The sequence below is a fragment of the Pseudoflavonifractor sp. MSJ-30 genome (assembly GCF_018918045.1).
In the GTDB taxonomy this organism is placed as follows: Bacteria; Bacillota; Clostridia; order Oscillospirales; family Oscillospiraceae; genus Faecousia.
Window position 1 is genome coordinate 1 of record NZ_JAHLPU010000015.1, and the last position, 25,807, is coordinate 25,807.

The 25,807-nt window shown below is 56.6% G+C and carries 29 protein-coding genes and 3 tRNA genes; 7 read left to right on the forward strand and 25 right to left on the reverse strand.

Features of this window, described 5'->3' with window-relative positions; all coding sequences use genetic code 11:
* The 6 genes from KQI10_RS01500 to KQI10_RS01525 form a co-directional block, all read right to left on the reverse strand.
* Positions 1–70, reverse strand: a tRNA-Leu gene (locus KQI10_RS01500).
* A gap of 106 nt (positions 71–176) precedes the next feature.
* Positions 177–344 (reverse strand): hypothetical protein, encoded by a 168-nt coding sequence (locus KQI10_RS01505; RefSeq protein ID WP_216565637.1) that lies wholly within the window; start codon positions 342–344, stop codon positions 177–179.
* Positions 341–841 (reverse strand): AAA family ATPase, encoded by a 501-nt coding sequence (locus tag KQI10_RS01510; RefSeq protein WP_216565638.1) that lies wholly within the window; start codon positions 839–841, stop codon positions 341–343. The genes KQI10_RS01505 and KQI10_RS01510 overlap by 4 nt, the downstream gene beginning before the upstream one ends.
* A 58-nt stretch (positions 842–899) precedes the next feature.
* Positions 900–988: transfer RNA gene (locus KQI10_RS01515), tRNA-Ser, on the reverse strand.
* Positions 989–1,032: 44 nt separating this feature from the next.
* A tRNA-Ser gene (locus KQI10_RS01520) sits at positions 1,033–1,124 on the reverse strand.
* Between the two features lie 119 nt (positions 1,125–1,243).
* On the reverse strand, positions 1,244–1,660 hold the full coding sequence (locus KQI10_RS01525; RefSeq protein ID WP_216565639.1) for a GtrA family protein: 417 nt from the start codon (positions 1,658–1,660) through the stop codon (positions 1,244–1,246).
* 222 nt (positions 1,661–1,882) lie between these two features.
* Between KQI10_RS01525 and KQI10_RS01530 the strand changes: the two genes are divergently transcribed.
* Entirely contained in the window at positions 1,883–2,875 is a 993-nt protein-coding gene (locus tag KQI10_RS01530; RefSeq protein WP_216565640.1) for a 2-hydroxyacid dehydrogenase, read from the forward strand.
* 137 nt (positions 2,876–3,012) lie between these two features.
* On the opposite strand, the gene KQI10_RS01535 is transcribed toward KQI10_RS01530, so the two are convergent.
* From KQI10_RS01535 to KQI10_RS01580, 11 genes are all read right to left on the reverse strand, one after another.
* On the reverse strand, positions 3,013–4,497 hold the full coding sequence (locus KQI10_RS01535) for an SPOCS domain-containing protein (protein WP_216565641.1): 1,485 nt from the start codon (positions 4,495–4,497) through the stop codon (positions 3,013–3,015).
* Between the two features lie 73 nt (positions 4,498–4,570).
* Positions 4,571–4,720 (reverse strand): hypothetical protein, encoded by a 150-nt coding sequence (locus KQI10_RS01540; RefSeq protein WP_216565642.1) that lies wholly within the window; start codon positions 4,718–4,720, stop codon positions 4,571–4,573.
* 59 nt (positions 4,721–4,779) lie between these two features.
* Complete coding sequence (locus KQI10_RS01545) at positions 4,780–5,478, reverse strand: ABC transporter ATP-binding protein (RefSeq protein ID WP_216565643.1); 699 nt, start codon at positions 5,476–5,478, stop codon at positions 4,780–4,782.
* Positions 5,465–6,322, reverse strand: a complete 858-nt coding sequence (locus KQI10_RS01550; protein WP_216565644.1) for an ABC transporter ATP-binding protein — start codon at positions 6,320–6,322, stop codon at positions 5,465–5,467. The genes KQI10_RS01545 and KQI10_RS01550 overlap by 14 nt, the downstream gene beginning before the upstream one ends.
* Positions 6,315–7,385: a branched-chain amino acid ABC transporter permease gene (locus tag KQI10_RS01555; RefSeq protein ID WP_216565645.1), complete on the reverse strand. Its 1,071-nt coding sequence runs from the start codon at positions 7,383–7,385 to the stop codon at positions 6,315–6,317. The genes KQI10_RS01550 and KQI10_RS01555 overlap by 8 nt, the downstream gene beginning before the upstream one ends.
* Positions 7,386–7,395: 10 nt before the next feature.
* A complete protein-coding gene (locus KQI10_RS01560) occupies positions 7,396–8,277 on the reverse strand; it encodes a branched-chain amino acid ABC transporter permease (protein ID WP_216565646.1) in 882 nt (293 codons plus the stop codon).
* 125 nt (positions 8,278–8,402) lie between these two features.
* On the reverse strand, positions 8,403–9,605 hold the full coding sequence (locus KQI10_RS01565) for an ABC transporter substrate-binding protein (RefSeq protein WP_216565647.1): 1,203 nt from the start codon (positions 9,603–9,605) through the stop codon (positions 8,403–8,405).
* A gap of 89 nt (positions 9,606–9,694) precedes the next feature.
* Positions 9,695–9,820 (reverse strand): hypothetical protein, encoded by a 126-nt coding sequence (locus tag KQI10_RS11785; RefSeq protein WP_256445286.1) that lies wholly within the window; start codon positions 9,818–9,820, stop codon positions 9,695–9,697.
* A 208-nt stretch (positions 9,821–10,028) separates the two neighbouring features.
* Positions 10,029–11,405: a penicillin-binding transpeptidase domain-containing protein gene (locus KQI10_RS01570; RefSeq protein ID WP_216565648.1), complete on the reverse strand. Its 1,377-nt coding sequence runs from the start codon at positions 11,403–11,405 to the stop codon at positions 10,029–10,031.
* 9 nt (positions 11,406–11,414) lie between these two features.
* A complete protein-coding gene (locus tag KQI10_RS01575; RefSeq protein ID WP_216565649.1) occupies positions 11,415–13,124 on the reverse strand; it encodes an FtsW/RodA/SpoVE family cell cycle protein in 1,710 nt (569 codons plus the stop codon).
* 23 nt (positions 13,125–13,147) lie between these two features.
* Positions 13,148–13,984, reverse strand: a complete 837-nt coding sequence (locus KQI10_RS01580) for a deoxyribonuclease IV (protein WP_216565650.1) — start codon at positions 13,982–13,984, stop codon at positions 13,148–13,150.
* Positions 13,985–14,133: 149 nt separating this feature from the next.
* Between KQI10_RS01580 and KQI10_RS01585 the strand changes: the two genes are divergently transcribed.
* Positions 14,134–15,150, forward strand: a complete 1,017-nt coding sequence (locus KQI10_RS01585; protein WP_216565651.1) for a YafY family protein — start codon at positions 14,134–14,136, stop codon at positions 15,148–15,150.
* Here KQI10_RS01585 and KQI10_RS01590 read toward each other — a convergent pair.
* A complete protein-coding gene (locus KQI10_RS01590; RefSeq protein WP_216565652.1) occupies positions 15,099–15,614 on the reverse strand; it encodes a hypothetical protein in 516 nt (171 codons plus the stop codon). The two genes, KQI10_RS01585 and KQI10_RS01590, sit on opposite strands and share 52 nt — an antisense overlap.
* 26 nt (positions 15,615–15,640) lie before the next feature.
* Between KQI10_RS01590 and KQI10_RS01595 the strand changes: the two genes are divergently transcribed.
* Positions 15,641–15,916 (forward strand): DUF1294 domain-containing protein, encoded by a 276-nt coding sequence (locus tag KQI10_RS01595; protein WP_216565653.1) that lies wholly within the window; start codon positions 15,641–15,643, stop codon positions 15,914–15,916.
* 29 nt (positions 15,917–15,945) lie between these two features.
* Here the strand turns inward: KQI10_RS01595 and KQI10_RS01600 are convergent, their stop codons facing one another.
* Positions 15,946–17,520: an NAD(P)/FAD-dependent oxidoreductase gene (locus KQI10_RS01600; RefSeq protein ID WP_216565654.1), complete on the reverse strand. Its 1,575-nt coding sequence runs from the start codon at positions 17,518–17,520 to the stop codon at positions 15,946–15,948.
* 3 nt (positions 17,521–17,523) lie between these two features.
* Positions 17,524–18,735, reverse strand: coding sequence for an aminoacetone oxidase family FAD-binding enzyme (locus KQI10_RS01605; RefSeq protein ID WP_216565655.1), 1,212 nt, complete (start codon positions 18,733–18,735; stop codon positions 17,524–17,526).
* 117 nt (positions 18,736–18,852) lie between these two features.
* On the opposite strand from KQI10_RS01605, the gene KQI10_RS01610 reads away from it, so the two are divergent.
* Genes KQI10_RS01610 through KQI10_RS01625 form a run of 4 tightly spaced genes read left to right on the forward strand, consistent with a single transcriptional unit; the run spans position 18,853 to position 22,381 of the window.
* On the forward strand, positions 18,853–19,638 hold the full coding sequence (locus KQI10_RS01610) for an RNA-binding protein (protein WP_216565656.1): 786 nt from the start codon (positions 18,853–18,855) through the stop codon (positions 19,636–19,638).
* Between the two features lie 10 nt (positions 19,639–19,648).
* Entirely contained in the window at positions 19,649–19,864 is a 216-nt protein-coding gene (locus KQI10_RS01615) for a DUF896 domain-containing protein (RefSeq protein WP_216565657.1), read from the forward strand.
* The gene (locus KQI10_RS01620) at positions 19,864–20,430 is read left to right on the forward strand and encodes an NUDIX hydrolase (protein WP_216565658.1); all 567 of its coding nucleotides are present in this window, start codon (positions 19,864–19,866) and stop codon (positions 20,428–20,430) included. The genes KQI10_RS01615 and KQI10_RS01620 overlap by 1 nt, the downstream gene beginning before the upstream one ends.
* A gap of 13 nt (positions 20,431–20,443) precedes the next feature.
* On the forward strand, positions 20,444–22,381 hold the full coding sequence (locus KQI10_RS01625; protein ID WP_371818343.1) for a YgiQ family radical SAM protein: 1,938 nt from the start codon (positions 20,444–20,446) through the stop codon (positions 22,379–22,381).
* Positions 22,382–22,543: 162 nt separating this feature from the next.
* On the opposite strand, the gene trmD is transcribed toward KQI10_RS01625, so the two are convergent.
* From trmD to ffh, 5 genes are all read right to left on the reverse strand, one after another.
* Positions 22,544–23,317 (reverse strand): tRNA (guanosine(37)-N1)-methyltransferase TrmD, encoded by a 774-nt coding sequence (trmD, locus tag KQI10_RS01630; protein ID WP_216565660.1) that lies wholly within the window; start codon positions 23,315–23,317, stop codon positions 22,544–22,546.
* Positions 23,307–23,798 carry a ribosome maturation factor RimM gene (gene rimM / locus KQI10_RS01635; protein WP_216565661.1) on the reverse strand — a complete coding sequence of 164 codons (492 nt, stop codon included), beginning with the start codon at positions 23,796–23,798 and terminating at the stop codon, positions 23,307–23,309. Before rimM ends, trmD begins: the two co-directional genes overlap by 11 nt.
* A gap of 98 nt (positions 23,799–23,896) precedes the next feature.
* Positions 23,897–24,127 carry a KH domain-containing protein gene (locus KQI10_RS01640; protein WP_216565662.1) on the reverse strand — a complete coding sequence of 77 codons (231 nt, stop codon included), beginning with the start codon at positions 24,125–24,127 and terminating at the stop codon, positions 23,897–23,899.
* A 23-nt stretch (positions 24,128–24,150) separates the two neighbouring features.
* On the reverse strand, positions 24,151–24,390 hold the full coding sequence (rpsP, locus tag KQI10_RS01645; RefSeq protein ID WP_216565663.1) for a 30S ribosomal protein S16: 240 nt from the start codon (positions 24,388–24,390) through the stop codon (positions 24,151–24,153).
* Between the two features lie 68 nt (positions 24,391–24,458).
* The gene (ffh, locus tag KQI10_RS01650; protein ID WP_216565664.1) at positions 24,459–25,805 is read right to left on the reverse strand and encodes a signal recognition particle protein; all 1,347 of its coding nucleotides are present in this window, start codon (positions 25,803–25,805) and stop codon (positions 24,459–24,461) included.
* Between the last annotated feature and the right edge of the window lie 2 nt (positions 25,806–25,807).

Below are 25,807 nucleotides of genomic sequence, written 5' to 3' on the forward strand. Positions count from 1 at the left end.
GGCGGGACTTGAACCCGCACGTCCGCAATGAACACTAGAACCTGAATCTAGCGAGTCTACCAATTCCACCACTCGCCCATTTCTTCACTCAAGCGTCAAACTCACACTTGACGCTTCGACATAATACCACGTCAGGAAGCATTTGTCAATAGTTTTTTTCGCGGGCGCAAAAGTTTTCAGCTTCCACGGTTGTCCGGCGCATAAATCAGGCAGCCAAAGCCCGCTATCATAGCAAACAGGATCGCGCCCTCCAGCGCGCCGCCAAGGGCCGCCATCCGTAAAAAGCCAACGATTGCGGCCAGAGCCATAACGATCACCGAGGCAACTGCCCCGCATTCTTTCATGTCGCATTCTCCAACCGCTTTAGGAAAACATCCGCTTCTCCCCTGCTTTTGAATACGATCACCTGCCGGCCGTCTCCATACCGCTGCAACAGCGCATAGATATGGGGCAATTTGGTCTGTGGAAAAGATTCAATAAACGCCCGAAATTCCGGGTCCATCTTCTCCTCTATCCACGGCATTTCCGGTCTGGGCTTTCCGATTCGGTCCCGTACGCCCTGCAGACAGGTTTCCAGAGGGTAGTCCAGCAAAAATACCGTATCGCAGCGCCGCAGACGCATTTCCATTGTCCTGCCGAAATTGCCGTCCAGAATCCATGTATTCCCGGCCATAATTTCTTCCAGCTTGCGGACAAAGGCTTCTTCGGAAACAGCAGTCTTGTCCGGTTTGTGCCAGATAGAATCCAGATGATACAGCAGCAGCCCTGTGATCCGCGCCAGATGTCTGGAAAATGTTGTCTTCCCGGAACCGGGACAGCCGATGATGATGACCTTCCGCATTGCCGTTTTCACCTCATTTATAGGAAAATCCGCCGCTGTTATCCAGGCGGCGGACTTTTGGCGGAGAGAGTGGGATTCGAACCCACGGCGCGTTGCCGCGTCACTGGTTTTCAAGACCAGCTCCTTAAACCACTCGGACATCTCTCCGTAAACATATTGCCTGTTCTACTGAAAAAAGTAAAACAGGCAAATGGCGGAGTGAGAGGGATTTGAACCCTCGCGCGCTTTTTAGACGCCTACTCCCTTAGCAGGGGAGCCCCTTCGGCCTCTTGGGTATCACTCCGAATGAAAAGCTATTCAGCTGACTGCCCGGATATATTAGCATATCTGGGTAGAATTGTCAAGGAGAAATTTGCCGAGACGATGAAGAAACGTCTCGGGAAGAAACGTCTCGGCAGGAAATCACTTTTTCCGGAACACCAGCAGCTTGCTGCCCACATAGTTGACGATAATGACCAGCACCTGCGTGACCAGCTTCCAGATATTGCCGTTCCCATGCAACATATCCACAGAGATGAAGAGAATCAGCGTCTCAATCAAACCGGAGGAAATGCGGGTAGCCACAAATTTGCTCAGCTCCGGCAGAACCACCTCTTTGGACCAGTCATGGCTCTGAAAGACGAAGGGCTTGTTGGTCACAAAGGCGAAGGCCACAGCCACTACCCAGGAAATGCAGTTACTTACCGAGGCAGGCAGATGGAGCCAGTTCAGGCAGGGCAGGTAAATCAGGTAGTTGACCACCGTGGTCAGCACGCCGAACACCAGATAGGTCACAACATCCAAATGGGCCTTCACGAAAGCCAGCAGCTTTTCTTTCATTGCGTTCTCTCCCGTTGCGTTTTCTCCATTATAACACCGTTTCCCGAAAAAGCAACCGGAAAGAAATCCTTGCCGACAATGTGTATGAAATTCCGCAGCCGGAAGCACACTATTTTATAGGTTCCTTCAAAATTCAGCGAATTGATCATTTTCCTATTGACTATCCCGTTCTATTTCGCTATTATTGTATCGATAAATAAATACTTTATGGAGGTTCTTCTTATGAAAGTTGCTTTTTTTGATACAAAATCCTATGATGTCCCCGGCTTCGACCACTATGCCGCCGATTCCGGCCTGGAGATCAAGTATTTCGAGACCCGTCTGAACGAGGATACCGTGTCCCTGGCCGCGGGCTACGATGCCGTTTGTGTATTCGTCAACGACACCGTTTCCGCCCCTGTGGTGGAAACACTCCATGCACTGGGCGTGAAGGTCATTGCCTTGCGCTGCGCGGGCTTTAACAATGTAGATATCCGGGCCTGTCAGGGAAAGCTGCCCGTCTATCGTGTTCCCGCCTACTCTCCTTATGCCGTCGCGGAGCACGCTATGGCACTGCTTCTGACCATCAACCGCCGGACCCACAAAGCCTATATCCGCACCCGGGACTTCAACTTCAGCCTTCAGGGTCTGGCAGGCTTTGACCTCCACGGCAAGACCGTAGGCATCATCGGCACCGGCAAAATCGGCAGGGTCTTCGCCGATATCTGCCGGGGATTCGGCATGCACATTCTTGCCTATGATAAATTCCCGGCGGAAAACAGTGGACTCCGCTATGTGGACCTTCCCGAGCTTTTTGCCAAATCTGACATCATCTCCCTGCACTGCCCCCTGACAGAGGAAACCAGGCACCTGATCGACGCCAAGTCCATTGCTCAGATGAAGAAGGGCGTTACCATCCTCAACACCTCCCGGGGTGGCCTCATCAACACCGAGGATCTCATCACCGGCATCAAGGAGAAAAAGGTTGGCGCAGCCTGTCTGGATGTCTACGAAGAGGAAGGCGACTTTTTCTACGAGGATTTCTCCGGTCATATCGTTCAGGACGACAAGCTGGTGCGGCTCATCGCCATGCCCAACGTCATCGTCACCTCTCACCAGGCATTTCTGACGCAGGAGGCCCTGGACAGCATTGCCGCCACCACCGTGGACAATCTGCAGAAGTTCTTCGCCGGCACACCTAACGCTTCCACAGAGGTCCGGTATACGATCCAATAAGTTTTTCCCATTCGACAAAATCCCCTTGCAAATCCCCGTGTAGATTCGCTATTCTTGACGATGGCGGACACTTCCCCCAGGATGCGACAGTCTGCCAAAGGCGCCGCCCCGGCTCTCCCCCGGGACGGCGCTTTGTGTTATACCACAGGAATCAGCAGCATCCTTCCCGGCTCCGGTTCCCCTTCCAGCTTGTTGGCAGTCCGGATAGCCTCCACCGTGGAGCCGTTGTCCTTTGCCAGGTTCCAGAGGCTCCTTCCCCCCGTCCGGCACAGGATCAGCGAGGGACGGGAAGCGTCCTTGCTCTCCGGCTCTCCAAGCTCGATGGACGTAACCACCGGTATACCGGCCCCGGCGAAGCTCGTCACCTGGAATCGGCACTCCCCCGTCACCCTTCCCGCTCCCGGACTCAGTTGGGGCCGCACCGGCTGGAGGGCGGTCAAAGCCAGCTTTGTCTGAGCGTCAGCCGCCATTTCCTTCTTCCCTTCCCAGTGCGGATGGGCGCCGTTCAGGCCCTGATCGGTTTGGTAAAGCATCTGGGTCACTCCCTGCGTCTCCAGGCTGAAGCCGTCTTCCGTGCGCTCCCAGGTGGGGATATCCCATGCGCCCCGCAGGTCTACGGCGTTGTCCGCATCCTCCGGCAGCTCTGCTTCTCCGCTGAGGCTCTCCCAACGGCGCTCCAGAATGGGGGTAAGTTCCAGGGTGTCCCAAGTCATTTTCAAGGGTCTTCTGGTGCTGTAGCCATCCTCCAGGGTCTCCGTCATGGTCACGTCGCTGAGGGCATACTGGGCCGTCAGCCCCACCCGCAGGCGGTGCTCCCCCTCTTGATCCGTCTCTGCCTCAAAATTGGTAACGCAGAGCTGGATATCCGCTTCGCCGTCGTTCCCATAGGCCCGGTCCAACTCGATAATCTGGGAAAAAGGCAGCGTAAAGCGCTGATCCCGCGGCTTTCCCTCTCCGTCCAGCAGCAGCCCCGTGACCTCCGCGCTGCCCCGGAAGGCGATCTTATCTCCGACCACCCTCTGATCCGTCAAATTTGTAAGCACCGTGCAGGCAATCAGCTTTCCCTGCCCGTCCCCCTGAGACGCCGCGCTGTCCTCCAACGCAAAGCTCTTCTCCCCTGCCTCCGTGTACAGCCGCAGAGGATACTGCTTCCGAAGCAGCTGCACATCCTCCGGCACCTGTTCCGCCCGGTACAGTTCAGCCTGCTTCGGCATCAATGCCAGACAGTTCAGGCCGATCCCCGCCCGCACCAGAATCTTTCTGGGAGAGACGGGCCTTGCGTCCAGTGAACGCAGAACGGTCTGCACCATCATATGCCCATCCTCGTTATTCTCCGGCAGATCCCACTTTCCCTGAAAGCTGATCCAGCCATCCAGCGCCCTGAGCTGGGAACCGTCTTCCGGCTGATAGAGGACCCATACCAATACGCCTCCGGCTGCCGTAAGCGTGTCGGAGCGCCATTCCTTGCTCCGCAGCACCGTCTGGCCCCAGCAGCCAATGATCCGCTCTACGTCCGGCATACCGTCCGGCAGACGGATCTGCTGGGTCTGTTCCAGATTCCTGCTGCCTGCGGCCACCGGTTCCAGATAGGAAATCGATGTGCTTTTCAATTGCATTTCCATAGAACTCACTCCTTCGCACCCCGGCAAATGCACTGCCTGCTCTTACTGTATGCCCGCGGTAAAACATCTATGCCTATCTTCCCCGCAAAACGCAGCAGCCAATGGTCATGAGCATCAGCCCCAGCAGGACGCACAGAAAAACGGAGTTGATCCAGGTCCCCAGCAATATTCCAATGCCCAGAGCGATCATACAGAACCCGTGCAGATATCTTTTTCGACACACGCAAAAAACACCCCCCGCACAGTCTATGCAGAGGGTGTAATTCCTATGGAAAAAATTTCTCAGCCGCCCAGATATGCCTTCCGGACCTCGTCGGATTTGGCAAGTTCCACGCCGGTACCGGTCAGGGTGATGGAACCGGTCTCCAGAACATAAGCCCGATCCGCAATCTGCAGGGCCTTTCTGGCGTTCTGCTCCACCAGCAGGATGGTGGTTCCGGACTTATGCAGTTCCTTGATGATGCCGAATACCTGATCCACGATAATAGGGGCAAGGCCCATGGAGGGCTCATCCAGCATCATGAGCTTGGGGTGGGACATCAAAGCCCGGGACATGGCCAGCATCTGCTGCTCGCCGCCGGACAGGGTGCCTGCCACCTGCTTACGCCGCTCCTTCAGGCGTGGGAAATAGTTGAAGACCATTTCCAGATCCTCCTGGGAAACGGACTTGTTGATGTATGCACCCATCTCCAGATTTTCCTGAACGGACATCTGCAAAAAGATGCGGCGTCCCTCCGGCACATGGGCCAGACCCGTGCGCAGCAGCTTATAGGCCTCCGTGTGGGTGATGTTCTGGCCGCAGAAGGTAATGGTTCCCGTCCGGGGGTGCATCAGGCCGGAGACAGTCTTCAGGATGGTGCTCTTGCCTGCGCCGTTGGCGCCGATCAGGGCCACGATTTCCCCGTCGCCCACCTCGAAAGACACGTTTTTCACCGCGTGAATGGCGCCGTAGTATACGTCAATATTCTCAACCTTCAGCATTTGCATCACCCTCCTCCTTGCCTAAGTAGGCCTCAATAACCGCGGGATTTGTCCGGATTTCGTCCGGAGTGCCCTTGGCAATGATGCGCCCGTAGTTGACCACGGCGATGGCCTCGCAGACGTTCATGACCAGGTTCATATCGTGCTCAATGAGAAAAATAGCCACATGGAAGGTATCCCGGATACGGCGGATCTGGTGCATCAGCTCCGTGGTCTCGCTGGGGTTCATACCGGCGGCAGGCTCGTCCAACAGAATAACGGACGGATTGGTCGCCAGAGCGCGGACAATCTCCAGACGGCGCTGGACGCCGTAGGGCAGACTGCCGGCCTTGGTATCGGCAAACTCCGCAAGGCCCATAAAATCCAGCAGCTCCATAGCCTTCTGGTTGGCTCTCTTCTCAGCCTTGTAGTAACCGGGCAGATGAAGTACGCTCTCAAAGAAGGAGCACTTGATATCGTTGTGCATCCCCACCTTTACATTGTCCAGCACGGACATATCCGTAAACAGGCGGATGTTCTGGAAGGTACGGGCGATGCCGAGCTTATTGACCTTATGAACCGGCATACCCTTGATATCAATGCCGTTGACCAGTACGCTGCCCCGGGTAGGCTGGTACACGCCGGTGAGCAGATTGAAAATTGTGGTCTTGCCGGCGCCGTTAGGGCCGATGAGTCCGGATATCTCGGTGGGACCGATGGTGATATTGAAGCCGTCCACAGCGGTCAGGCCCCCGAAGTCGATGCCCAGATTCCGAACGTCCAGAACGGGCTGCTTGCCCTGGTCCTGTTCCCGGACAAAAGTAACGGTAGGCACCTTCAGAATTTTTTTGGAATACTCATTCATGGAAAGCTGCCTCCTTCTCGTTTTTACGGAATACACCCCGCACCTTATCCGTCACCACAGAGATAATATCCTTCATCTTGGGAGACCAGGTAAAGAGCATAACCAGAATCAGAACAACGGCGTAAAGAATCATCCGGTAGTCCTGCAAACCGCGCATGGCCTCCGGCAGGATATACAGAACCGTTGCGGAGATAATGGAACCCAGAATGTTGCCCATGCCGCCCAGCACCACAAACACCAGAATGTTGATGGAGGTGTTGAAGTTAAACTTGGAGGCAGTGATGGAGCCATAGTTCATGGCATACAGCGCGCCAGCCATACCTGCCAGAAAAGCAGAAACCACAAAGGCTTTCATGCGGAAAGCGGTGACGTTAATGCCAACGGATTCCGCCGCGATCCGGTTATCCCGGACGGCCTTGATGGCCCGGCCTTCCCTGGAGTTGATCAGGTTCTGCACCACGAACAGGGTGAAGAGAATCAGCACGAAGCCGATTGCAAAGGTAGAGAGCTTGGTAATGCCCGTAGCGCCCCGGGGACCGGAGATGATCATCTTTCCGCCCTCGGCCAGGGTCAGGCCCTCGGTCTTGAGGGTGGCGTGCAGACCGGTTTCGTCCACGCCCAGGTAGAGGTTGCCGAACACATTCTTCATGATCTCACCGAAAGCCAGGGTCACGATGGCCAGATAGTCGCCTCGCAGCCGCAGCACGGGGATGCCGATCAAAAAGCCTACAACGCCTGCCAGTACACCGCCGGCAATCATGCCCATCACCAGCCGCAGCACACCGTTCGGCACCGCTTCAGCCAGCAGGGATGTTACAACGATTCCCGTAAAAGCGCCGATTCCCATAAATCCCGCGTGGCCCAGGCTCAACTCACCGCAGATACCAACCAGCAGGTTCAGAGATACCGCCAGCACAATATAAGCGCATGCGGGCACCAGGAAGCCCTTGGTGGTGCTGTTCAGCTTTCCCTGGGTAGACAGCACCTGCAGAATAAGAAACGCGGCTGTTACCAAAATGTAAGTGGAAGCATTTTTTACTTGATTCCGATTCAGTTTCTTCATTGGACGCACCTCAAACCTTCTCCTGAACCTGCTTGCCAAGGAGGCCCGCCGGTTTCACCAGCAAAATGACAATCAGCACGCCAAACACAATGGCATCACTGAACTGGGGGCTTAAATATGCCTTGCTGAAGGTCTCGATAACGCCAAGCAGAATACCGCCCAGCATTGCGCCGGGAATAGAACCGATGCCGCCCAGAACAGCCGCCGTAAAGGCACGAATGCCGGGCATGGAACCGGTGGTAGGCTGCAGCGTCGGCACGGTGGAACACAGCAGCACGCCCGCAATAGCAGCCAGCGCGGAGCCAATGGCAAAGGTCGTAGAGATGGTCTTATTCACGCTGATGCCCATGAGTTCCGCGGCCTCCCGGTCCTCAGAGACGGCACGCATGGCCTTCCCCGTGCGGGTCTTGCCCGTAAACCAGGTCAGGCCCACCATGATGACAATGGAAGCAATAATGGTTACAATGACCTCTCCTGTGATTACCAGCTGACCTCCCGCCAGCCGCAGAGGCTGGAAGGTAACAACGCTGGTATAGTTCTTGGGGCTGGAGGACCAAATCAGCTGGGCCGCGTTCTGCAGAAAGTAGCTGACGCCGATGGCCGTAATCAGAACGGCCAGGCTGGGAGTCCCCCGCAGAGGCTTGTATGCAAGCGCCTCAATGAGCATACCAAGAGCCGTACAGACTGCCATAGCCGCCAGGATGGAAACCACAACGGGCAGTCCCAGGTAATTGGTAACGCAGAAGGAAATATAAGCACCCACCATGATAATATCACCGTGGGCAAAGTTCAGCATTTTCGCAATGCCGTAGACCATGGTATAGCCCAGCGCGATAATGGCGTAAACGGAACCGATGCTGATACCATTGATCAGATACTGAATGATTTTCATAATATCCCCTCTCTTTTTATTTCAACAGCCTATGACAGCGTCAAGAGCCTCGCCGCTCTCATAGACTGCTGAATTCCGTTGAAGGGATGGAGGGCTTTTGCCCCCCATCCCAGCGTTTTTAGAAATCAGGCCATGGGAACGTAGACGCCGTTCTCAACAACCACAGCGGCAGGAGCCTTGGAGATCATGCCGTTCTCATCCCAGTGCATGCCGGAGCCGGTCAGACCGTCAACGGACATGGTGGCGAACTGAGCCTTCAGGGCATCGCAGATCTCGGAAGCGGATTCATCGCCCGTGATATTGGCAGCAGTCAGGGCATCGTAGATGGCGTAAATCACATCGTAGCCGTCAGCAGCAAACTGGTTGGGCACCAGACCGTCCATCTTGGCCTTGAACTTGGTAACGAAGGACTGAGTTGCCTCGTCGGAAGCGTTGGCATCGAAGGGGGTCATCAGCACCAGGCCCTCGGCAAGAGAGGTATCAAAGCCTTCCACAGTCAGGATACCGTCCATACCGTCGCAGCCGAAGAACTTGGGAGCATAGCTGATACGGCTCGCGTAAGTCAGGATCTGAGAAGCCTCCGTATAGTAGATGGGCAGGAAGACCAGATCGGCGCCTGCATTCTGGCACTGGGTCACCTGGGTAGACAGGTCGGCCTTGCTGTCAGCGGTGAAGGAAGTAGTGGCGACAACCTCAACACCCAGCTCGGCAGCCTTGGTCTTAAAGCCGTTGTACAGGCCGGTAGAGTAGTCGTCGGAAGAGTCGTAGATGACACCGACCTTGGCGCCGGCATACTTGGTGGAAACCAGCTCAGCGGCGGAAGCACCCTGGTTGGGGTCGGTGAAGCACATCTGGAAGATATTGTCGCCGGTGAGGGCCAGAGCCTCAGCAGAGGCAGAGGGAGTCAGGTTGAACATGTTGTCGGCAACGGACTCAGGCGCGACGGCCAGAGCGGAGCCGGTGGTAACCTGACCGGCCATGACCTGCATGCCCCAGTCCTTCAGGGCGTTGTAGGCGGAAACGGCCTTTTCGCCGTCGGCCTCGTCGTCCTCAGCTTTGAACTCGATTTGCAGACCGCCCTTGGCGTTGATTTCCTCAACGGCGACCTCCATGCCGGCGCGGACAGCCAGACCGTAAGCGGAAGCACGGCCGGTCAGAGGACCGGACATGCCGATCTTTACGGTACCGACGCCTTCGGCAGCGGTTTCACCGGCGGCAGCCGTGGTCTCGGCAGCGGCGGTGGTTGCGGTGGACGCGCTCTTGCCGCAGCCTGCGAAGGAAGCGGCGACCAGGGCCAGAGCCATGGTCAATGCAAGTACCTTTTTCATTTTTCTTTTCTCCTTTACTTACAAAACTACAAAAAAGCGATTGCACACCGCAACCGCTTCTTCATACGAAATGAATACCCCGATTGCTTTCAGCTCCGAATAATGGGCAGCAGGCGCAGAATGGCAACCCGCAGACCGGCCAGCTTCAGCTCGGGAATCAATCGTCCGGAGGCCCGGGATGCAGCGTTTTGAAATTGCGTTTCCATCGTCTTCATCTGGGCAACCCCCTTCTTGAATGTGTCCATATTGTATCTCGCACAAGGACATTTGTCAACAAGGTAAACACTACATATAATGTTTAACAGTTCCTTCATTTTTTGTACAAAATAACAAGAGAAATTGTCATTCCTCTCCGGACAACTGTCCGCACAGGAAAGCAAATGAGCCATTGCGGTATCCTGCGCAATGGCTCAAAACAAGTCTTTAGTTCCGGCTATCCAACGCAGCCTTGCAAATCGGCAGGACCTGAGAAAGAATAGGCACACAGGTTGCACTGCCGTAGCCGCCGTTTTCAACAACGACAATGAAGGCCAGCGGATACGCCTCATCCATTACAAAACCGGCGAACATGGCGTTGGACTTCTGTCCCCCGCCCAACTGGCTGGTGCCGGACTTGGCACAGACGGACAGGCCCGGGAAATTCCCGTCGCCGTAAATGGTCCGCACATTGTTGCGGAGGTACTGCTGCAGCTTTTTTGCCGTAGCTTCGCTCATAATCCGTCCCGTGCTTTTCCCGGAGGCGGTATACAGGGTCTCCTCACCCCGGGTAACATCGGAAACCAGATAGGGCTCCACGCCTTTGCCCCCCGCGGCGATGGTGCCGACAAAGGTCATAAACCGGGCAGGGTTGATAAGATCGGAATGCTGCCCGATGCAGCTCCAGGCAAAAGAGGCTCCGCCGGTGTCTTTGATATCGTAATTGCCCTTGGCGCTGGTCACGCCGTCGAAGGACACAGTGTCCGTAATGCCGTATTTCGCGACGTATTTTTCCATATTCTTCCGGCCCACCAGCTGAGCAATCTGGGCAAAGCTGCAGTTGCAGGAGTGGGCCAGGGCACCCTTCAGGTCCAGGGTTCCGTGGGCCCGCTCGCAGGTCACGGCTTCTGTGCCGTATTCATAGGAGCCTGTGCAGGTAAAGGTCCGGCTTTCGATATCCGGCACGCATTCCAGGGCCGCCGCCGTGGTGACGATCTTGAAAATGGATCCCGGCACATAGGTGGACTGTAAAAACCGGTTCAAATACACGCCCTCGTATTTTCCGGAGGTGTCCCCGGCAATATCCGGCACATTGTCCGGGTCATAGGTGGGCGAGGTTACTGCGCAGAGGATCTCCCCTGTTTTGTAATTATAGATGCCTACGGTGCCCTTCCTGCCGTTCAGGGCCCGCAGCGCCGCATTCTGCACAGCCGCGGAAATGGTCAGAGATTCCACGCCTGTTTCTCCGGCATAGTTATACAGGCCATTGACCTTATCGTACCCTGCCAGAATAGCCGCGTAGTTGGCGACTGCCTTTGCCTGAATCCTGCCGTTCCGGTCTCCCAGCCAATGCATGGTAGATGCCCTTGTTTCGGCATTGTCCGAGTAGGCGCGGTTGCCGGAAACATCCAGCAGGACAACACCGTCCCGGTCCACAACGGTGCCGTTGCCCAGATTGCTGTTGTTATAAACATGGGGAGACCCCGTGGCAACGACCCACCGGTCTGCTTTCAGGGCATACTCGCCTGCAAAGAAGGCCATGCCGCCCAGAAGCAGCGCCACGAATATGGCCATCATCCAAGTTCTTTTGGTTACTCTGTTCATAGTAAACTCCTATTTGTGAAAACGCACCGCGAAGCTGGCATTCTGCCGGGTGTCCGCCGCCTTGACAAAGGCCAGTAAGCCCCAGGCGCCAATCATACTGGTGCCGCCGTTGGAGATGAACGGGAAGGTCACGCCTGTAAAGGGCAGAATATCCACGGTCCCCAGGCAATTGAGTGACGCCTGAATCAGCAATATCCCCGCCGCGGTGCAGCCGCCGATGCAGTAAAAGCTGCTGCGGGACATCCGGGAAGTCCGGATGGCAAACAAGCCCAGTGCCGAAATGGCAAGCACCATCTGCAGGGCAACAAGAAGACCCCATTCCTCAGAAATCGTTGCGAACACGATGTCCGAATCCGCCGCGAAAACCTTCTGCAAAAATCCATTCCCCGGCCCCAATCCAAACAGGCCACCGGAGGCAATGCACATAATGGCCTGGGTCTGCTGGTAGCCGCTGTTGTAAGGATTCTCCCAGATATGCCGCCAGGTGGCAAACCGGCTCAGTGCGTGGGGCGCAATACGCAGGGCCAGAACCCCCGCAAAAACCAGAGCCGTGCAGGCCAGGGCGATGGTGCCCATGCTTCCGGAACGAAGATACGCAATAATCAGGAACGCGCAGAAGAAAATCAGCGCCGTGCCGAAGTCATTCATCAGCGCCAGCAGTCCGCAGATCACCACGGAATAGGCAATGAACAAAATCAGGTTCCGCTTGTTCATAATCCGGTCCATGGTGGACGCGCCGGCGTAGACAAAACACACCTTGGTCAGCTCCGAGGGCTGCAGAGACAGTCCGCCGATGACCAGCCAGTTCTTCGCGCCATAGTACTCCGTGCCGAACAGCAGCGTAATGACCAGGAAGCCCACGCCCGCCAGCACCGCCAGATACCGGAAGCGTTTGGCCCGCTCCAGATCCCGCAGGGACCAGCCGATCATAAGGAACACCAGAATACCCAAAACCATGGCCGCCGACTGCTTGCCCAGCTCCTGAGGCTTCACCGTGGCAATGGCCGCCACGCCCAGAGTGCAAAGGAAAAAGGCCAGGGTCTCCACCTCAAAGGAGCTTCTGCGTATCATCAAATAGAAGAGAAACAGCACCCACTGGCAGACCGTTACGGCACCGAAGCCCAGAAAATAGGTCTGGAACTCCTCCTCCGGCCCGTTCAGCAGGAATCCCGCCAGCATAACCGCCTGCAGCAGCGTCAGAATCAACAGCCCCAGCAGTCCGCTCCAGCCGCCGGAGCCCCTGGTCCGCAGCTGGGCCTGAAGCTGCTCCTGCCGCTTGGTAATAACCTGCAGCTCCATATCCACACCGCCGATGGAAATGGTATCCCCCTCATGGACGGCACGGATATCCACTTTTTCCCCGTTGACCCAGGTCCCGGTTTTGGAGCTGGCATCCGTAATCGTCCAGCTGCCGTCGTCATATCGCGTAAGTACTGCGTGATTTCGGGACACCGTTGACAGCGCAATGTTGATATCGCTGCTCTTGCTTCTTCCGATGACGTTTTCCCAGTGGGTCACCGCCACCTGGCTGCCGTCCCCGAATTTCAGCCAGGCCCAGATCTCCGGCTCCCGCCGGAAGGAGATCAGAGGCCGGGCGCAGTGCAGCAGCAGCCACACCCCCAAAGCAGGCACCAGATACCGGGATACCGCCAGAAATACGGCCGCATAGGTCTCCCGGGATGCCGCGATCAGGTTCAGGATCTCTTGAATTCGCTCCATCCTTCACCATCCTTTCTTTTGTGTCAATAGATTTCTGCCTCCAGCCTGCGCAGCAGGGCAATTTCCCGCGCGTAGCCGGGAAGCTCGTTGGGCGTCTCCAGAATCATGGGTCTTCCCCGAAGCGCCGGATGATTCACGATCTTCCGGAAGGTCTCTACACCCAGAGAACCCTTCCCGATGCACTCATGCCGGTCCTTATGGCTGGCGAAGGGATTCCTGGAGTCGTTCAGATGCAGGGCCTTCAGTCTGTCCAAACCGATCACTCTGTCAAATTCCGTCAGAACCCCATCCAGGTCGTTTACGATATCGTAGCCCCCGTCATACACATGGCAGGTATCCAGGCAGACGCCAACCTTGGCGCTGCCCACCGCGTCCAGAATGGCCCGCAGCTCCTCAAACCGGCCGCCGATCTCGCTGCCCTTTCCCGCCATGGTCTCCAGCAGCACCGTTACGGGATAGTCCGGCTCCAGAGCCTTGCGGAGAGCCTGGGCAATATAGGCAATGCCCGCGTCCACGCCCTGACCTACATGGCTGCCGGGGTGGAAATTGTAAAAGTTCCCGGGCAGTGCCGCCATCCGGCGCAGATCATCCGCCAGAACAGAAGCAGCAAATTCTCTGGCCTCCTCATCTGCCGTACACAGGTTCATGGTATAAGCCCCATGCGCAACCAGCGGGCCAAAGCCGTTTTCCGAAAGCAGTTCCCGGGCATGAGCCTCGTCCTTGGGGTTTTCCGCTTTGGCGCTGCTGCCCCTGGGATTTCTGGTAAAAAAGGCGAAGGTATTGGCATCCAGCTGCATAGCCTGCCGCACCATGGCGGCATAGCCCTTCGAGGCAGACAGATGGCACCCAACTGTAAGCATAGCGCATCCTTTCCGCATCTTTCAAAAAAGATGCTGCTGTAATTTTGCATATGGTATCATATTTCTTTCCAAAAATCAAATTAACGTTTCCCCTTTTCGAAAACTATGCTATAATATGCGTCAGAAAGACAGAAAGGCGTGTGAGAACCTTGGCAAGATCGGACAACCAAAAGCTGAAGATCCTGTATATTCTGGACTATCTTCAAAAAAACTCCCACCAGGAGCACCCGGTGAGAGCAACAGAGCTTGTGGAAATGCTGGAAAAGCGCGGCATTCCATGTGACCGCAAGACCATCTATTCCGATATTGCGGCCTTGCAGGATTTCGGCATCGACATTCTGACCTGCCGGGGCAAGGGGGGCGGCTATTACATTGGCGAGCGGGAATTTCAGCTGCCGGAGCTGAAGCTGCTGATTGGTGCCGTCCAATCCAGCCGGTTTCTGACAGAAGGCAAATCTCTGGAGCTGATTGAAAAGCTGTCCCGTCTTTGCAGCCAGCAGGAGGCCGAGCAGGTTCGGCGGAACGTGGTGGTGGCAGGCCGGATCAAGAACATGAACCAGTCCATCTACTACGATGTGGACACCATCCAGGAGGCCATTTTCCAGAACCGGCAGATATCCTTCCGCTACTTCGACTGGGGCATTGACGGAAGGCCGAAATACCGGGATAAGGACTATACCGCCAGCCCTTACGGCCTGTACCAGGACAACGAGAACTGCTACCTGCTGGCCCTCTCCCCCCGCCACGGCGTTACGGCCTACCGGGTAGACCGCATGACCCACATTGAGCTGCTGCCCGCTGCCCGCCAGCCCTGTCCGGAACTCACCGGTCAATCCCTGAATGATTACGCTCAGAAGCGTTTCCAGATGTTCAATGGGGATACTGTCAGCGTAAAAATGCGTTTTCACAGAAGCCTGACCAACGTGGTCATGGACCGCTTTGGAAACAACACCATGCTGTTTCCGGATGGCGAAGACCACTTTGTCTTCACCGTGGACGTGGCGGAGTCCCCCATGTTCCTCAGCTGGGTCATCGGCTTTGGTGATAAAGCACAAATCCTATACCCGCCCCGGATCCGGGCAGCCGTTCAGGACCTCTGCCGGGAGGTGCTGGCTCAGTACGGATCTGACGACTCCGGCTCCAGGCCAAAGGATGAAAACACCTGACTCCATACCACCTGAGAGACCTTTTCCGGGTCTGCCGGACGCTCCACGGACAGGCAGTAGTGGTAGTTCCCATCATCCAGAATGATGCCCCTGCCCAGTCGGTCCCCCTCCTCTCCGGCGGTGGCCCAGACGAATTCGTAGCGCTTGAGACCATTCTCCCGGGTTTCCAGAACCGTGAGTTGGTCTTTGGATCTGCCCGTCAGTTCCAGAAGCGTGGCGTCCAGATCTCCGGAATCCATAGTCTCCAGAATGATCTCATAGTCGTCCGTGACATACAGCCGCCCGGATGCGGTTTCCAGCGCCCCCTGCTCTGCCTCGCCCGGAATGTCCACCGTAACAGTCCGGGGCTGGGCAAGGACAGGCACATCCAGTTCGTCCGCCACCGTTTCAAAGGTCTCCGCTTTTCCGCAGCCGCCAAGCAGGATGGCTGCCGCCAGCATTCCAAACAAAACCCGTTTTTTCAAAAAATCCCCTCCAGAAAGGTTTTTTCATGAAAGAAATCATCTTGCTTTACCTGCTGATAATCAATGCCATTGCTTTCCTGCTTATGCTAGTGGACAAGTACAAAGCCAGGAAAAATCTCTGGCGCATCCCGGAAGCGACCCTCATGACCTCCGCCGCCCTGGGCGGCAGCATCGGCGCGCTGCTCGGCATGTACGCTGTCCGGCATAAGACCAAACACCCGAAATTCACAGTCGGCATTCCTTTGATCCTCGCGGCGCAGATCATTCTGTGCGTGTTTGTGTACATCCGGACAAGGCAATAAAATCGGGCGGCCGTATCGGCCGCCCTTTCCTATGCTTGACCTTCCAGTATTGCCTCGGCTGTTAAGATGCCGTCAACAGCGGCGGACATGATGCCGCCGGCGTAGCCGGCGCCCTCGCCGGTTGGGTACAGTCCCCGGATAGCGGACTGCCGGGTCTCGTCCCGCAGGATACGCACCGGAGAGGAGCTGCGGGTCTCCGGGGCGGTGAGCACCGCGTCCGGGCCGGCGAAGCCGGGAAGCTTTTTATCCAGTTCCGGCAGTGCCTGACCAAGCGGTCCGGTAATGCACTCCGGCAGGCACCGATGCAGGTCCGTCCAGGTAACGCCCGGCGCGTAGGTGGGTGTTACCTCGCCCGGGCCTTCGCTGGGCCTGCCTGCCAGAAAATCCCCCACCCGCTGGGCCGGGGCACGATAGCTCCCGGTCAGGCGGTAGGCCGCCTCCTCGATTTCCCGCTGCCAGTACATGCCGCCGAGAGGCCCTTTCTCCGGAAATATCGTCGGATTGACCGTAACCAGCAGTGCCGCGTTGGCGTTTTCCCCATTCCGGTCCGCATAGCTCATACCGTTTGTCACGGTACGCCCCTTCTCCGAGGCCGCCGCCACTACATAGCCGCCGGGACACATGCAGAAGGTGTAAACCGTACCGTTCTCCAGATGCTGGACCAGCTTATAGTCCGCCGGAGGCAGATGGACATCCTGCTTTCCGTACTGGGCAAGATTGATCTTTTCCTGCTTCTGCTCAATGCGGACGCCCATGGCAAAGGGCTTCGGCTCCATGGGAACGCCCTGGGAATGCAGGGTCTCGAAGGTGTCCCGGGCGCTGTGGCCGATGGCCAGCACCACCTTATCGCAGGGGATGCTCTCGCCGCTTTCCAGCTTCACCCCGGAAAGGGCATCCCCTTCCAGCAAAAATTCCGTAACCCGGCTGCAAAAGCGCACCTCACCGCCCAAGGCGATGATCTTCTTTCTGAGGCTCTGGACTACCTCCAGCAGCACATCCGTTCCCACATGGGGTTTGGCGTCATACAGAATGTCCTCCCGGGCACCAAAGGCAACAAACTGCTCCAGGATCCAGTGAATTCTGGGATTGCTGATACCGGTATTCAGTTTTCCATCAGAAAAGGTCCCCGCGCCGCCCTCGCCGAACTGGACATTGCTTTTGGGGTCCAGAGTGCCGTTTTTCCAGAAAGCCGCCACCTTTTCATGGCGGGACTTCGCATCCTCGCCCCGCTCCAGAACGATGGGGCGCTGCCCCGCCTGGGCCAGAATCAGGGCGGCGAACATACCCGCAGGGCCAAAGCCGATGACCACAGGCCGCTTTTCCGCTTCCGGTTGTTTTTTCGGCGGCCGGTAACGCTCCGCGGGGGCCAAAGTCACTTTTTTGCTTCCGCACTTTTTCAGGACCTTCCCCTCGCCGCTTTTCAGGGCCACATCGACCGTATAAATGAACTTCACATCCGGCTTTTTCCGGGCGTCCACCGACCGGCGGACCAGATGCAGGCTCTGAATTTCCGAAGCAGATACCCGCAGTATTTTCGTCGTCTCAAAGAGCAGGGCCGTCGTATCCTGCTCCGGACCCATGGCAATATCTCGAATACGCAGCATTTTTTATTCCCCTCTCCCGGCATTCTGTCCCGCAAGGCTTCCGGAGCTCCAGGCCCATTGCAAATTGTAGCCGCCGCAGTCCCCATCCACATCCAGCACTTCGCCGCAGGCGTACAGTCCGGGAACAAGCCTGCTTTCCATGGTAGTCCCGTCAAATTCCTCCGTTACAACGCCCCCCGCAGTGACCTGGGCGCTGTCCATGCCCAGAGGCTCCGTCAGGTGAACGGAAAAGCATTTCGCGCTGGCCGCCGCCCTGGCAACGGCTGTCTCCGGCAGCTGGGCAATGGGCATATTGAGGCCGATGCCGATCTCCTGAACCAGCACCCGGCCAAGACGGTTGTGGAGAATACCCGTGAACAATTCTCCCGCATTCAGTTTTGTTTCCCTTCGGGCCAGCAGCATTTTTTCCAACTGCCGTTCTGAAATCTGAGGCAGCAGATCCAGACGGCACTGCCAGTCCCCTTTTCCCTGGCACACATCCCGGGAGACCTCGAAAATCACCGGGCCGGACAGGCCGTACTCTGTGAACTGAATTTCTCCGGCACTCTCAGACCAAAGGGTGTCGTCCCTGTAAACTTCCGCGCGGCACTCCGCCCGGACGCCCTTCAGAGCCGAGACCCCCGGCCAGTCGGTTTTCACCTGCACCAGGGTAGGCCGCAGCCGGGTACAGCTGTGGCCCAGAGATCGCAGCAGCTTATAGCCGGACATGGAGCCCCCCAGCTTTGTCCCCGCCAGACCGCCGCAGGCGATGATCAGCCTGTCGCAGGAAATCGCTTCGCTGTCCGTCTCAATGCGGAATCCCTCTGCCTCCCGCCGAATCTTTTGGACTTCACATCCGGTTTTCAGTGTGATATTGGGCTTTTCCAGGGCGAATCGCAGCACATCCACCACGGAATTTGCCTGGTCCGAAAAGGGATAGACCCGTCCCGATGGCTCTGCCACAGTCAGAAGTCCCAGCTTCAGAAACCATTCCCGGGTCTTTTCCGGGCTTAGCTGCTCCAATGCGGTACGGGAAAAGGCAGGATCATCCCCATGGTAGCCGCCCTCCAGGGCATGGAGATTGGTCAGGTTGCACCGCCCATTTCCCGTAGCCTGGAGTTTTCTGCCCACTCTCGCCTGCCGCTCCAGCAGAAGCACCTGACAGTCCGGATTTTCCGCCGCCCGCAGCGCCGCCGCCATACCGGAAGCGCCGCCGCCAATGATCCCAACAACCATGCCTGATCCCTCATTTTCCTTTTATCTGGGGTTATTATACACGATTTAATCCACAGGCACAAGAAAAACTTCTTTCACAAAGGGGGTTTCTGTGCTATAATAGGGAAAGGTGATGCTATGGAACGCAGCGGAATTGAAAAAATCGCAAAAACGCCGGAGGACAGGCTCCTGCTTGCCAAGCTCTATGACAAAATTAACGCCGGTGTTCGGAAGAATATAACTGCCAACACCTGCTTTCTCTCCCCTCGGGAACTGGAACTGGCGGACTTTCTCTTTGGAAATCTCCCGGGGCTGCATCGCTTTGGCGGCTACGAAGACGCGGAGCGAAAAATGCTGATCTATCTGCCGGATTATTTGGAAGAAAGCACGCTTTACGGGGAGGACAGTCCGCTTTGCTGTCTGGAAGCCAACTTTTTTGAAGCGGACAAACTGAGCCATCGGGATTTTCTTGGCGCGCTGATGGGGGCGGGGATTGCCCGGGAGACCGTTGGCGACATCTGCGTGGAGCCGGGCCGCTGCCTGTTTTTCACCACCGCCGAGATCACCCCCTATGTGCTGGACAATCTGCGGGAAGCAGGCCGGACAAAGCTGCGTTTGAAGCAGATTTCCCTTGCGGGGCTGACCATGCCGGAGCCGGAATTTCAGGAAATCCGGGACACCATGGCCGCTCTGCGGCTGGACAGCGTGATCTCCTCCGGCTTCCGCATTGGCCGCGCTCTGGCGGCGGATTACGTCCACGCCGGGAAGGTAAGCATTGACGGTCTGCCCTGCGAAAAGCCGGACAAGGCTGTTGCCGAGGGTGCGAAGGTATCCGTCCGGGGGCTTGGCAAGATCAGGCTGGCCCAGATCGGCGGAAAGACAAAAAAGGACCGCATTGCGGTCATCATTCAGAAATATGTGTGAGGAATTGCTTATGAACATGAACGAAGTCATTGCCAGAATCAACGCTTTGGCCAAAAAAGCCAAAGAGGGTTCTTTGACCCCGGAGGAGCTGGCAGAGCGGGACAAGCTGCGCCGCATCTACATCGACTCCGTAAAGGCCAATCTGGTGGGGCAGCTGGAAAACACCTATATTTTGCAGCCCGACGGCACCAAAAAGAAGATCGAAAAGAAGGTCGAAAAGAATTAATGGATATCGCGTCAGAAATCAGAGCCTTCTCCCCCGGCTGTGAGCAGGAGCAGAAGGACAAGGCGCAGATGCTCAGCTGGCTCAACACTTCCCCGGATCCCTTTTCCCGGGAAAACACCTTTGCCCACTTCACGGCTTCCTCCTGGGTAGTCAGTCCGGACCGGCAGCAGGTATTGCTGATTTACCACAATATCTACAGGTCCTGGGCCTGGATGGGCGGTCACGCCGATGGGGATCGGGACCTGCTGGCCGTCGCCCTGCGGGAGACCCGGGAGGAAAGCGGGCTGGAAAATCTCAGGCTATTGCACAATGGCATCTTCTCTCTGGAAACCCTGACAGTAGACGGCCATGTCAAGCGCGGAACCTATGTTTCCAGCCATCTGCACCTGAATGTAACCTATCTGCTGGAAGCGGACCCGAAGCAGACGCTTCGAATCAAGTCCGATGAAAACAGCGGCGTGGCCTGGTTCCCGGTTTCCTCCGTGCCCCGGAAGGTCACGGAGCCTTGGATGGTGGCGCACGTCTATCAAAAGCTCATGGAGCGCGTACTCTCTCTGGGCGAATAAATTGGAGAACAACATGGAATTTTTACCGATCACCAAACAGGAAATGCTGGACCGGGGCATCGAGCAGCCGGATTTTGTCTATGTTATTGGCGACGCCTACGTAGATCACCCCTCCTTCGGCCACGCCATCATCAGCCGGATCCTGGAAAACCGCGGCTACAGCGTGGTCATTATCTCCCAGCCGGACTGGCGGAATCCAAAATCCATTGACGTCTTCGGCCGCCCGCGTCTGGGCTTTCTGGTCAGCGGCGGCAACATGGACTCCATGGTCAACCACTATTCCGTCACCCGGCACCGCCGGAAAACAGACTCCTTCACCCCCGGCGGCGTCATGGGCAGGCGGCCCGATTACGCCACCACCGTTTACTGCAACCTGATTCGGCAGACCTACAAAGATGTACCTATTTTGATTGGCGGTATTGAGGCCAGTCTGCGCAGACTGGGGCACTATGACTACTGGTCCGACGGCATGAAGCGTTCCATTCTTCTGGACTCCCAGGCAGACCTTTTGATGTACGGTATGGGCGAAAAGAGCATTGTGGAGATTGCGGACGCCCTGAACGCCGGTATGGACGTAAAGGATATCACCTACATTGACGGCACAGTCTATAAGTGCAGAGAGCTGGACGAAAGTCTGCCGACCATCGTCCTGCCCGGCTTTGAGGAAATCTCTAAAAACAGACGCAGCTATGCCGAATCCTTCAGAATCCAGTATGGCAACTGCGACCCCTTCACCGCCAAACGGCTGGCAGAGCCCTATGGCAAGGAGTTTGTGGTGCAGAATCCACCTCAGAAACCATTGACCACAGAAGAGATGGACGCGGTCTATGATCTGCCCTACTGCCGGACCTACCACCCCAGCTACGAAAAGCTGGGCGGCGTACCTGCCATTGAAGAGGTCAAATTCAGTCTGGTCAGCAACCGGGGCTGCTTCGGGGCATGCTCCTTCTGCGCCCTGACTTTCCACCAGGGCCGGATCGTCCAGGTGCGGAGCCACGAATCCATTCTGGCAGAGGCCCAAAAAATGGTGAAGGATCCGGACTTCAAGGGCTACATCCACGATGTAGGCGGCCCCACCGCCAATTTCCGGCACCCGGCCTGTGAAAAGCAGATGACCAAGGGCGCCTGCGGCGGGCGGCAGTGCCTGTACCCTGCCCCCTGCAAGAATATGAACGCCGACCACAGCGACTATGTGGACCTGCTGCGCAAGCTGCGGAAGATACCCGGGGTCAAGAAGGTCTTCGTCCGCAGCGGCATCCGCTTTGACTATCTGCTGGCAGATAAAAAGGACACCTTCTTCCGGGAGCTGGTACAGTACCATATCTCCGGACAGCTGAAGGTAGCCCCGGAGCATGTAGCCGACGCGGTGCTCTGCCGCATGGGCAAACCCCGGAACGCGGTGTACAACCGGTTTGTGGAGAAATACTTTGCCCTGAACAGGCAGTACGGAATGGACCAATATCTGGTGCCTTACCTCATGTCCAGCCACCCCGGCTCTACCATGAAGGAGGCCGTGGAGCTGGCGGAATATATCCGGGATATGGGCTACAACCCCGAGCAGGTCCAGGATTTCTACCCGACCCCCTCCACTCTCTCCACCGTCATGTACTACACCGGACTGGATCCCCGGACCATGGAGCATGTCTATGTACCCACGGACCCCCACGAAAAGGCCATGCAGCGGGCATTGATCCAGTACCGGAATCCCAAAAACTACTATCTGCTCAAGGAAGCCCTCTTAAAAGCCCACCGGGAAGACCTGATTGGCTCCGGCCCCAAATGTCTTATCCGGGCCATACCGCCCAGAAGCGGCGGTTATACCGCCGGGGCCAGAGTTCCGGCAAAGACCGGTAAAACGACAAAACCTGCGGCAAAGCCTCAGGGCCGGAGCAACACTGCCGGAAAGCCGAATACCGGAAACCGCCCCGCCGCTCCCAGAAAAAAGCGCTGACAAAGCCATCGGCCGCTTCCCTGACCGCCGTTCTTCCGTGCCGCCGCTTACAGCGCAGGGCAGCCCAATCGCATAAAAACAGAGACTCGCGGCAGCTTCGGATCGCAAAATATCCGGCTGCGGCGAGTCTCTTATGTTTAAACGTGATTTTCCGCCAATGGTTCACTCCGATTTGACCCGGCACGACTCTCCGGTGCCTCCATCCTCCGCGGCCATTTCCCGAAGGAGCTTCTGATCCTTTTTGGAAGACAGGTCCAGCTTTTCATACATATCCGGGCGGCGTTCTCTCGTGCGGCGGAGGGACTGCTTACGACGCCACTGGTTTACCTTTTCATGGTTGCCGGAAAGCAGAATTTCCGGTACTTCCCGGCCATGCCAGACAGCGGGACGGCTGTACTGGGGATATTCCAGAAGTCCGGAGAAATGGCTTTCGTCCTCAAAGCACTCCGGATCCGCCAGAACGCCCGGAACCATACGGCACACGGCGTCCGTCACAGCCATGGCGGCGATCTCGCCGCCGGTGAGGACAAAATCCCCCAGGGATATCTCCTCGTCCACGCACTCGTCGATAAAACGCTGGTCGATACCCTCATAATGGCCGCAGACCAGAATCAGATTCTCCATTTTGCTCAGGCGGATAGCATCGGCCTGCTTGAAGGTATGACCGCAGGGGGACATATAGACGGTATGCACCGGCCCGCCGGCTTCGTCACAGACTGCCTCCCAGCAGCGATAGATGGGGTCCGCCTGCATGATGGCGCCCCGGCCTCCGCCGTAGGGGTAGTCATCCACCTGGTTCTGCTTGTTGGAGGTATAGTCCCGGATCTGGTGGGCTTCGATTTGGATATAGCCGCGCTCTTGCGCCCGGCCCAGAATGCTTTCGGACAACACATCCCCCAGTGTATCCGGGAACAGGGTCAGAATATCAATCCGCATCGGTTTCCATCCCCTCCAGCAGCCTGACCTCCATCCGGTTTTCCTCCATCTCTACAGACAGAATAAAAGCGCTCACCGCCGGAATCATGTATTCCCGGTCGCCTTTGACCACATAGACCTGGTTGCCGGGATAATCCAGTACATCTGTAATTTTTCCGATGGCATTTCCCCGGCTGAACACATCCATGCCCACCAGCTCTGCCGCAAAAACCACATCGTCGTCCACGTCTTCCCGGTAGATCTCCACAGTTTTGCCCCGGAGCGCCTGGGCCTGTTCCATGGTTTCCACGCCGGAAAGCTTCAAAAGATCACAGGTGCCCTGCACCCGGCAGGCAGCGACAGTATAGTCCTTCCCGCCGATCCGGCAGCGGTCAAAATCAAGCATACACTCGGGGCTGTCCAGCCAGGAGAGCATTTTCACCTCACCCCGGACGCCGTGGGTATTCACAATCTCGCCTGCTTCAATAAATTGGAGTTTCATGGTTTCGTCTCCTCATTTTATGGTTATGAAAGGGAGCATTCCCTTGAAAAAATCATAAATAAACGAAAATGCGTGACGAAATCGCCACGCATAGCCGTTTAGTCCACAATTTCGACAGTAACCTTTTCGCCAGTGCGCTGGGCTACGGTCTTAATAATGGTACGGATCTCCTTGGCGATCCGTCCCTGGCGTCCGATCACCTTGCCCATGTCACCTTCGGCCACATGGAGCTCCAGCACCTTGCCTTCCTCGTCAGAGGTTTCCACAACGGTGACGGCATCCGGGTCATCCACCAGGCTCTTTGCCATATACAGCAAAAGTTCCTTCATTGTGCCACTCCTTCAGAAAGGGCTTACAGAACGCCGGCGTTCTTCAGCAGGCCCCGAACGGTATCGGTAGGCTGGGCACCGTTCTTGATCCAGTTCTGAGCCTTCTCAACGTCAACGGTAACGGTGGCGGGAGCGGTCAGGGGGTTGTAGGTGCCGATCTCTTCGATGCAGCGGCCATCACGGGGAGAACGGGAATCGGCAACAACGATACGGTAGTAAGGAGCCTTCTTGGCGCCCATTCTTCTCAGTCTGATCTTAACCATGAAAGTTTCACCTCCATAAAATATTTGAATTTATCTATCGCAAAGCAATTTGCTTTCAGCGAACCAACTTAGAACCCCGGAAAACGCATACCGCCGAAGCCGCCCATACGCTTGAGCTTCTTGGCCGCGCCGGGAGAAGAGAACTGCTTCATGAGCTTTTTCATCTGCTCAAAGGATTTGAGGAGCTTGTTCACATCCTCCACCCGAAGGCCGCAGCCGGCGGCAATTCTCTTTTTTCTGCTTGCCCCGATAATGGAGGGGTTTTCCCGCTCCTTGGGGGTCATGGACAGGATAATGGCCTCGGTATGGGCCATAGCCTTGGGATCCAGCTTGATGTCCTTCATGGACGCGCCGCCGGGCATCTGGGCCAGGATATCCTCCATAGAACCCATGCTCTTCAGCTGCACCATCTGGTCGTAGAAATCCTGGAGGGTGAAGCGGTTGGTCCGCATCTTCTCCTCCATCTTGGCGGCCTGCTTGGCGTCATAGGCTTTCTCCGCCTTTTCAATGAGGCTCAGCACGTCGCCCATACCCAGAATCCGGCTTGCCATCCGGTCCGGGTGGAAGACCTCAATGTCCTCCAGCTTTTCGCCGACACCGGCGAACTTGATGGGCTTGCCGGTCACAGCCTTGACGGACAGGGCCGCGCCGCCTCTGGCATCACCGTCCAGCTTGGAGAGCATGACGGAATCGATGTCCAGCCATTCATTAAAGGTCTGGGCGGCGTTCACCGCGTCCTGACCTGTCATGGCGTCAACCACCAGCATAATCTCGTTGGGTTTAACGGCGGCTTTGATGTTTTTCAGCTCTTCCATCAGAGCCTCGTCCACATGCAGACGGCCGGCGGTATCCAGAAATACCATATCATAGCCACGCTGGCGAGCGTACAGCACGGCCTCTTTGGCTGTTACAACGGGATCCTGCGTGCCCTTTTCGAACACCGGAATGCCCAGCTTTTCGCCGCAGACCTTCAGCTGCTGAATTGCCGCGGGACGATAGACGTCGCAGGCCACCAGCAGGGGATTCCTTCCCTGGCGCTTCATAAGGCCCGCCAGCTTGGAGCCGTTGGTGGTCTTGCCGGCGCCCTGCAGACCCACCAGCATAACCACTGTAGGTCCGTTTGGATTGATATTCAGGTGCTTGGTCTCGTTGCCCATGAGCTTGCACAGCTCTTCATTGACAATCTTGACGATCATCTGGGCAGGCGTCAAAGATTCCAGCACATCCGCGCCCACACAGCGCTCGGTAACGGACTTTGTAAAGTCCTTTACCACTTTATAGCTCACGTCTGCTTCCAGCAGTGCCATACGGATATCCCGCATAGCCTCCTTCACATCCGCTTCCTTCAGGCGGCCTTTGCCACGAAGCTTTTTGAAGGTGGAAGAGATTTTTTCAGTCAAGCCTTCAAATGCCATAC